At 50.2% G+C, this 1,582-nt stretch carries 3 protein-coding genes; all 3 read right to left on the reverse strand.

All coding sequences use genetic code 11. The annotated features are described in order from the left end of the window. The coding region (locus ABYW01_RS21050) for a nuclear transport factor 2 family protein (RefSeq protein ID WP_372836529.1) at positions 1–406 on the reverse strand (406 nt) is incomplete at its 3' end. 5 nt (positions 407–411) lie between these two features. After that, the gene (locus ABYW01_RS21055) at positions 412–1,215 is read right to left on the reverse strand and encodes an SDR family NAD(P)-dependent oxidoreductase (RefSeq protein WP_372836531.1); all 804 of its coding nucleotides are present in this window, start codon (positions 1,213–1,215) and stop codon (positions 412–414) included. Between the two features lie 38 nt (positions 1,216–1,253). Next, positions 1,254–1,582 (reverse strand): hypothetical protein (locus ABYW01_RS21060; RefSeq protein WP_372836533.1); only part of this gene is annotated, 329 nt, incomplete at its 5' end.

Here is a 1,582-nt window from a genome sequence, read left to right on the forward strand (position 1 = left end):
CCCAGTAGTCTTCATGCACCCGCACCAAACCTTCTGCATCCAGCTCGATACGACTGGTACCGTCAAAACTAAAGGTGCCGGTTCGCTTACTGCTGGCCGTAAACGTCCAGTATAAGAAACCACCCCGCATAGCGTCATTGGCAATCGGGGCCACCTGATGAACGCAAAAACACACGCCATTAAGCCGTGTAAACATGTCCCGCATGACTGTCCGAAAGCGCTCTTGTCCTTCGATCCGGTGAAACGGGTCAATGAAGCAGATCTGCGGACTGGTGAGCGCAACTAAAGCCGGTAATGATTCAACCGTGAGGGATTCCAGTACATCGGCATAACGCCTCAGATAAGTTTCGCTGTCTGGTGCTGACGCAAGAGAGAACCTCTTTGACGGGGATTGCTCTACAGACATAATCGCTACTTTCCTGTGCGGGTGGCTTTTTCGACCAGTTTAAAATACCAGCTGTACGGCAAAATGCGCAGCAATTTTAACCAGTACACAAACCGCTTAGGGAAAGTAATTTCGAAACCTTCACGCTGCAACCCACTGATGACCTCTTTTGCTGCGTCTTCTGGCTCCATCAATGCAGGCATGCTAAACGTGTTTTTATCGGTGAGTGGCGTGCGAACAAATCCCGGACAGATCACTTGCAACTTCACATTGCTCCCAGCCAGATCAAGCCGCAGTGCTTCACATAAATTAATCAGAGCAGCCTTGCTGGCACCGTATGCAGCCGCCGTCGGCAATCCACGATAACCTGCAACCGATGCCATTATCGCAATCTGCCCGAAATCTTGAGCGATAAAATGCTTAAGAACAGGCTCAAGACAGTTAAGAGTGCCATTAAGATTGGTATTGAGTAACTGGATGCTGCGCTGCGCGGTGAGGTCGCTCGCAGGAAACGGATCATGCGTGCCAGCGTTCAGTATGACAAGGTCTGGCCAGCTATCGGTTTTTTGCCAATATTCAGTCAGTGCTCGGATCTGGGTGTCGTCGCAAATATCGAGAGACATTGGAGTGATTGACCCGCGACTTGGCCCGAGATCAGACGCTAACCGAATGAGGTCTGCATCAGACCGGGCCGACGCATAAACATCGACGCCACCATAACAAAGCCCTGCGGCAATAGCGGCACCAATACCGCGCCCCGCGCCAGTTACCCAAGCTCGCGTCCATGGCAACAGTGTATGAGATGACTGAGCTGAAATATGTGTATTCATAACACTCGCTTGTACGGCGATACCTGCAAATGGATCAGTCAGAGTATAAATAAGGGATTGATATTGGCCGTCAAGACAGGATAACCCCTGTCATCCTCCAACTCGGTATACAGGTTGGAACTCGGCGTCATATTTTTCAGGTCCGCCGATAGCGGCCAGCACCAGATTCTATGCTCTGTAATGGGGGTTACAGCCATAGCGTGAGGTTTAGCTGCCCATAAAACGTTGGTTCCAAGTTCGACTTTTTCAGCTAAAGATCCAGTTATACGATACGGTGACATTTCTGATAACGCACCTTTCATAGGCGACGCGTGGTCAACTAACATCAACAGCACAATGAGCCGCCGATACTTAACAATGATTCCTA

Source organism: Pontibacterium sp. (genome assembly GCF_041587635.1).
Lineage (GTDB): Bacteria > Pseudomonadota > Gammaproteobacteria > Pseudomonadales > Balneatricaceae > Pontibacterium.

What these genes read in the sequence shown, in the direction of transcription:
- ABYW01_RS21055 (WP_372836531.1), bottom strand. Translation starts at nt 1,215, where the DNA reads ATGAATACACATATTTCAGCTCAGTCATCTCATACACTGTTGCCATGG.